Source organism: Vreelandella malpeensis (assembly GCF_020622355.1).
Taxonomy (GTDB): Bacteria; Pseudomonadota; Gammaproteobacteria; order Pseudomonadales; family Halomonadaceae; genus Vreelandella; species Vreelandella malpeensis.
This window is the reverse complement of record NZ_WHVL01000005.1, coordinates 344,127-350,508: the sequence shown is the minus strand read 5'-3', so window position 1 is coordinate 350,508 and position 6,382 is coordinate 344,127. Positions and strand designations below refer to the sequence as shown.

Annotated in this window: 4 protein-coding genes and 1 rRNA gene; 1 reads left to right on the top strand and 4 read right to left on the bottom strand. The window is 63.2% G+C overall.

Going from position 1 to position 6,382, the window contains the following annotated elements; translation table 11 throughout:
- The first annotated feature begins 91 nt into the window (after positions 1-91).
- A 5S ribosomal RNA gene (rrf, locus tag GEV37_RS13520) occupies positions 92-207 on the top strand.
- A 110-nt stretch (positions 208-317) separates the two neighbouring features.
- Here the strand turns inward: rrf and guaD are convergent.
- Genes guaD through xdhA form a run of 4 tightly spaced genes read right to left on the bottom strand, consistent with a single transcriptional unit; the run spans position 318 to position 6,358 of the window.
- Positions 318-1,637, bottom strand: a complete 1,320-nt coding sequence (gene guaD / locus GEV37_RS13515; RefSeq protein WP_227390782.1) for a guanine deaminase — start codon at positions 1,635-1,637, stop codon at positions 318-320.
- A complete protein-coding gene (xdhC, locus tag GEV37_RS13510; protein WP_227390781.1) occupies positions 1,634-2,491 on the bottom strand; it encodes a xanthine dehydrogenase accessory protein XdhC in 858 nt (285 codons plus the stop codon). Before xdhC ends, guaD begins: the two co-directional genes overlap by 4 nt.
- A gap of 14 nt (positions 2,492-2,505) precedes the next feature.
- Positions 2,506-4,929 carry a xanthine dehydrogenase molybdopterin binding subunit gene (gene xdhB / locus GEV37_RS13505; protein ID WP_227390780.1) on the bottom strand — a complete coding sequence of 808 codons (2,424 nt, stop codon included), beginning with the start codon at positions 4,927-4,929 and terminating at the stop codon, positions 2,506-2,508.
- On the bottom strand, positions 4,913-6,358 hold the full coding sequence (gene xdhA / locus GEV37_RS13500) for a xanthine dehydrogenase small subunit (protein WP_227390779.1): 1,446 nt from the start codon (positions 6,356-6,358) through the stop codon (positions 4,913-4,915). Before xdhA ends, xdhB begins: the two co-directional genes overlap by 17 nt.
- Positions 6,359-6,382 lie beyond the last annotated feature (24 nt).

The window sequence follows — 6,382 nt, the reverse complement described above, 5'->3', positions numbered from 1 at the left end:
TGACAACGAATGAAAGAACCGGATACGCGCCGAGAACGCTCGGCAGAGACGCCACAGAACACGCCCAGCATGATGTACATTGATAGTTACGCCTGACGACCATAGCCTGCGTGAACCACCCGATCCCTTGCCGAACTCGGAAGTGAAACCGCAACGCGCCGATGGTAGTGTGGGGTCTCCCCATGCGAGAGTAGGTCATCGTCAGGCACCTATCCGAAAAATCCCCCGTCTCCTCGAGGCGGGGGATTTTTTTCGTGCCTGAAGCACATTAATGACTGAAAACAAGACCCGTCGCGCGTTGCGGCAGGTCTTGGCGGTTAGTGGTCGTCTCGACGGTGCTGGCACTCGCCGTTGGCCCACGTCTCGAAGACGGCGCGGTCGTCGGCCAGGATCATCAGGGCGAAAAGCTTTTCACCAAGCGAAGTACACCTTTCGATACGCCTGGCCAGAAGCGGTGTAGCGTGCGGGTCGATGACCACGAAATCCGCTTCCATGGACGGCGTGAGCTGGCCAATGGCGTGATCGAGCGAGAGTGTGCGGGCATTACCGTGAGTCAATGCGTAGAACCCTTGCCACGCCGTCAGAGGCTGCTGGCAAAGCTGGCCCACTTGATAAGCGCTCTTCAGTGTGCCGAAACCGCTCAGGTCGGTACCTGCGCCAATGTCACTGGCATAGGTGAAGGCCATGCCTGCGCGATGAGCCGCTTCACGATCGAAGAGACCGCTGCCAAGAAAGAGATTCGAACTCGGGCAGAAAGCGATATGAGCACCATTGGCGGCCAGACGCTTGCGCATGCTGTCATCGAGATGCACGCCATGGGCAAAAGTGCTTTTCGGCCCGACCAGACCCGCCTTTTCGTACACGGCGAGGTAATCGCGACTACTCGGAAACAGCTCGGCCACCCATGCCAGCTCTCCCTTGTTCTCGGCAAGATGCGTCTGCAGCCAGAGGCTCTCGTCGTTTCGAAGCAGCGCGCCGGCCGCATCCATCTGCGCGGCAGTGGAGGTTGGCGCGAAGCGCGGCGTGACGCTGTAGCCCAGGCGATCACGTCCGTGCCAATCGGCGATCAGCCGTTCGGTGTCGGCCACGCCCCGAGTGCCATCTAGCAGGGCGTTCGGGGCGTTACGATCCATCATTACCTTGCCGGCCAGCATGCGCAGCCCGCGTGCTCGGCTTTCGGAGAAAAACGCATCGATGGACGCCGGGTGACTCGAGCCGAACACCTGAGCGGTCGTGGTACCCGCTCGCAGCATTTCGTCGAGAAACGCCTGGGAAAGCGTTTGTGCATGTTCGGCGTCTTGAAAGCGACACTCTTCCGGAAAGGTGTACTCGTTGAGCCAATCCAGGAGCTGACGCCCGTAGGAGGCCATGATGTCGAGCTGCACGTAGTGGACGTGGCTGTCGATGAAGCCCGGCATGACGAGCTTGCCGCGATAGTCGCGTACATCAGCCCCCGGGGGGAGCGTGGTGACAAGGTGCTCGTAGTGGCCAATAGCATGGATGTGACCGCCCTTGAGCCAGAGAAGTCCATCCTCGTGATGTTCGATGCTGCCTGGAGCAGGGCGATCATTGTGGCCGGGGTCCGCAGCGAAGCTGAGAAGCTCCCCGCGAATGAAAACGTCTGCGTGATTCGTCATGGTATGTCGAGCTCTTTAAAATCGTCGAAAAGCGGTTTTAACGCGGCACTCTCGAGTCCGCGATGGTCGGCGAGGGAAGCGGGCGCATCGGCTAAGGTCAGCAGCTCGGCCACGGTAGATAGCGCGATGGAATAAGGGGTCTTGTCCTGAAGCTTGCCTTGGCCAAGGGTACCGATAGGGCAACGCACGCGCTCTAAGGCGGCCTCGCTATTGCCGGCGCGCTGAAGGCGGCGCTTGAAGCTATGCCATTTGCTCTGAGAGCCGATCAGGCCGATCGAGCCCAAGTCATCGCGTTCGCAGAGCGCGTTCACGAGTGCGTAATCCTCGTCATGGCTATGGGTGAGAACGAGCACATGGCAGTCGGAAGGTAGTGAACGAACGGCCGCAGCGGGATCGTTCAGGCGGTGGGTCGCGAGTCTGGGCGCGGGCTCGACCGACGCGAGACTCTCCGGGCGGCTGTCGAACCAGTGACGATGCCAGGGTAGGGGGTGGCTCAACGCCATGATCGCCTGGCCGACATGGCCCGCGCCGAACACCGCCAAGTGGGTGCGCGCACCTGGAAACACTTCCAGCATCACGTTGACGAAACCGCCGCAACACTGGCCGCTGCGCCCGCCGAGTGAAAATGCCTCCAGGTGGAAGCCAGTGTGCCCTCCGGCCAGATGGCGGCGCGCCGTCTCGATGGTCTGCCACTCGAAGGTGCCGCCTCCCAGGGTATCGATGACGGAGTCCGGGGTGATCACCATGCGCGCGCCGGGCTCGCGCGGCGTCGAGCCCAAGGCGCTGACCTGGGTCGCCAGCACATGGGGCAGGCCGTTTTGCTGACAATGGTGCAGCGCGGCGTGCCAGGTCACAAACGGGATCTCGTTCACAGTGCCTTGGTCCTCAACGCCTGGGCTGCCAGCATGACCCGCTCCGGCGTCGCCGGTGTATCCAGTGACGGTGAGCTTCGGTAGTCATCGAGGCTCGCCAGCGCGTCGCGCAGCGCCGACCAGACGCTGATGCCCAGCATGAACGGCGGCTCGCCCACCGCCTTGGAGCGATAAAGGCTCGCCATGGAATTGGGGTGCCCCTCCAACAGCGCGACGTTGAAAATCGGCGGCGTGTCTCCGAAGGTCGGAATCTTGTAGGTCGCTGCACTATTGCTGACCAACACTCCGCGCTCGTTCCACTTTAGCTCCTCGCTGGTCAGCCAACCCATTGCCTGGATGAAGCCTCCCTCGATCTGGCCGATGTCGATGGCGGGGTTGAGCGAATCTCCCACATCGTGGAGGATGTCGACGCGATCCAGTCGATATTCTCCGGTCAGAGTGTCCACGGTGACTTCCGATACCGCTGCGCCAAAGGCGTAGTAGTAGAAGGGCCGACCCTGACCGATCGCGCGATCGTAGTGAATCAGCGGCGTGGCGTAGAAGCCTTTTTCAGACAGCGAGATCCGGTTCAAGTAGGCGGTCTGGACGAGCTCTCCCCAGGCCATCCGGTATTCGCTTTCGCCCTGGCCCGCCACCAGCATGCCATCTTCGAGGCGCATGCCTTCACGCTCGAGCCCGCCTTCGAAGTGGCCGGCGGCGAAATCGAACAAGCGCTCGCGCAGCCTTGTTGCAGCGTCGCGTGCTGCCATGCCGTTCAGATCGGCTCCACTCGAAGCGGCCGTGGGCGAGGTATTGGGCACCTTGTCGGTGCGCGTGGCGCTGATACGCACGTCCTCGAGATCAAGCCCCAGCTCGCGCGCCACTACCTGGCAGATCTTGGTGTGCAGCCCCTGGCCCATTTCAGTGCCGCCGTGATTGATCATCACGCTGCCATCGGTATAGACGTGAAGGAGCGCCCCCGCCTGGTTCAAATGCTGGGCGGTGAAGGAGATGCCGAATTTCACCGGTGTCAGCGCCAGGCCTTTCCTGAGGATGGGATTGTGGGCGTTGTAGCGCTGGATCTCATCGCGGCGCGCCCAGTAGTCGCTATCGCGCTCGAGGGTATCGATCAAGCTATGAAGCAGGGCGGTTTGATCCACCTTCTGCCCATAGTGGGTGGTATCGAAGCCGGAGCGGTAGAGGTTGCGCTTGCGCACCGTCAACGGGTCCTCGCCGATGCGCCGGGCGATATCGTCCATCGCCGCTTCGATGATCATCATGCCCTGTGGACCGCCAAAGCCGCGAAAAGCGGTGTTCGAGGCGGTATGAGTGCGGGCCCGGTGGCCGATCACTCGCGCCGCGTTCAGACAATAAGCGTTGTCGGCATGGAACATCGCCCGGTCGACGATGGCATCCGACAAGTCCGGCGAGTAGCCGCAGTCGCCGATCAGAGTGATCTCGCCGCCCTGAATGACGCCCTCGGCATCGACGGCCAGCCGGTAGCGGTTGTGAAACGGGTGGCGCTTGCCGGTCACGCGCATGTCCACGCTGCGCGGTAGGCGAAGGCGCGCGGCGCGCCCCGAACGCCGCGCGACGATGGCCGCGATGCATGCCCAGGGCGAGGCCTGGGTCTCCTTGCCGCCGAAGCCGCCTCCCATCCGGCGAACTTCCACGGTCACGCTGTGAAAGGGAATGCCCAGCACCTCGGCTACCAGCTTCTGGGTTTCACTCGGATGCTGGTTGGAGGTGTAGACGACGACGCCTTCGTCCTCGGTGGGCAGCACCAGGCAGGCCTGACCCTCCAGATAGAGATGCTCCTGGCCGCCGACGAACAACGCCCCCTCGATCACGTTCGATGCGTTCTCGAGGCACGGTTGCCAGCCGCCACGCTCCTGAACGTGGCTGGGGCGCACCCGCTCATCATGCTCGATGGCGGCGACCGGATCCAGGCGTGCAGGAAGCTCGTCGATGTCGAACTCGGCAAGCTCCACCGCCTGGCGCGCCGCCATGTAGGAAGTCGCGGCCACCGCAAACAGGCACTGCCCGGCGTAGCTGATCGCCTCGTCGACAAAGATCGGGTCTCCCGGAAAGACCGGGCCGATATCGGTATGGCCGGGAACGTCGGCGAAGGTAATGACATCGACGACCCCCGGGGCACGGCGCACGGCCTCCAGATCAAGGCGCACAAGGCGCCCATGGGCGACCGGCGAAAGCCCCAGTGCAAGATGCAGCGCATCTGCCGGCGCCTGGAGATCATCGATGTAGGCGGCCTTGCCGGTCACATGCTTGCGCGCGCTCTCGTGATGGCTCGATGCGCCGGCCTGGCGGCGACCATCGCTATCGACGGTATGGCGCGCAAGCGGGCCGTCGCCGGTGATCTGGCGATCAAGCTCGCGCCGGGCGTAGCGGCTTTCGACATCGAGTCTAGTGAGCGTACGCATGGATCATCACCTCCTGATCCGGGGTCGCAAGTGCGACGTACAGGCGCTCGAGCAGGTTGGCCGCCGCCAGCTCGCGGTACGCTTGACTGCCACGCACGTCCGCCATTGGCTGGAAATCCGTGGAAAGTGCCCGTTGGGCCGCCTGGAAACTCGCTTTCGACAGCGGCTGGCCTTCGAGCGCGGCTTCGGCCGCGGCGGCGCGCCTGGGCGTGGCCGCCATGCCGCCAAAGCCGAGACGCACCTGCCCGAGCACGCCGTTCTCGAGCGTGTAGTGAAAGGCGCCCAGTACCGCCGAAATATCGTCTTCGCGGCGTTTGGAGAGTTTCCAGACGCGCAGCGACGCACGCTCTTCGAGCGCGGGCAGAAAGACGCGGCTGATGACCTCGTCGCGCTCGAGTGCGGTCTTGCGATAATCGAGGAAGAAGTGCTGCAGCGGTATGGTACGCCTGCCGTCGGGACCCGCCAGCTCCACCCAGGCGTCCAGCGCCAGGAGCACCGGCGGCGTATCGCCGATGGGAGAAGCGTTGGCGATATTGCCGACCAGGGTTCCCCGGTTACGGATCTGGCGTGAGCCCAGTCGCGTCAGCAGGTGTACAAAGCCGGGGTAATGGCGCTGGAGCAAGGGTTCGAGCGCCGTGTAGGTCACTGCGCTGCCAATCCACCAGCCCGGGCGAGATTGAAAGTTTGCCGGCTCTATACGTTGCAGCTCGGTCACGCGAGTGACATCGATGAGCTGCTCGAGAGGGCGAAGCTGCTGGGTCGTCTCGAGCCAGAGATCCGTCGCGCCAGCGACGAGCCGGGCGTCGAGATGGCGTGCGCGCAGGGCGATCAGCTCGTCGAGGGTGGTCGGGCGGGCGAAAAATGGCAGCGCCGGGTCGAATTCTTGCGGCTTTTCGGCTGCGGCGGGTGCTAGCGAGGCCTCGAACCAGGGCGGTGGGGTCCAGTCGCTTTCCTGCATCGAGAGGGCGGCATCACGAATCGGGCGGTAGCCGGTACAGCGGCACAGGTTGCCGCCCAAAGCTTCTTCGAGGGTTTCACTGGTAAAGGGGGCGCCGCGACTCGCTTCTCGATGAAGAGTGAACAGGCTCATCACGATGCCCGGGGTGCAGAAGCCGCACTGGCTGCCATGGCAATCGATCATCGCCTGCTGTGCCGGATGCAGGTCTTGCTCGCTTTCGAGGCCCTCGACGGTGACCAGTTGTTGGCCCTGAAGCTGGTGAGCCGGCGTGATGCAGGCGTTCAGCGTGGCAAATGCTGCCTGCGACGTGTCGCGAATCGCCACGGTACAGGCACCGCAATCGCCGGAGGCGCAGCCTTCCTTGGTGCCCTTGTAGCCCAGCGTCTCACGCAGAAGCGTCAATATACTCGTGTTCGGCGCTGTCTCGCAGCGTGTCGGCATTCCATTCAAGATGAACTCGACCGTCGCCATGGTCACCCCTCTTTTTTTGTTTTG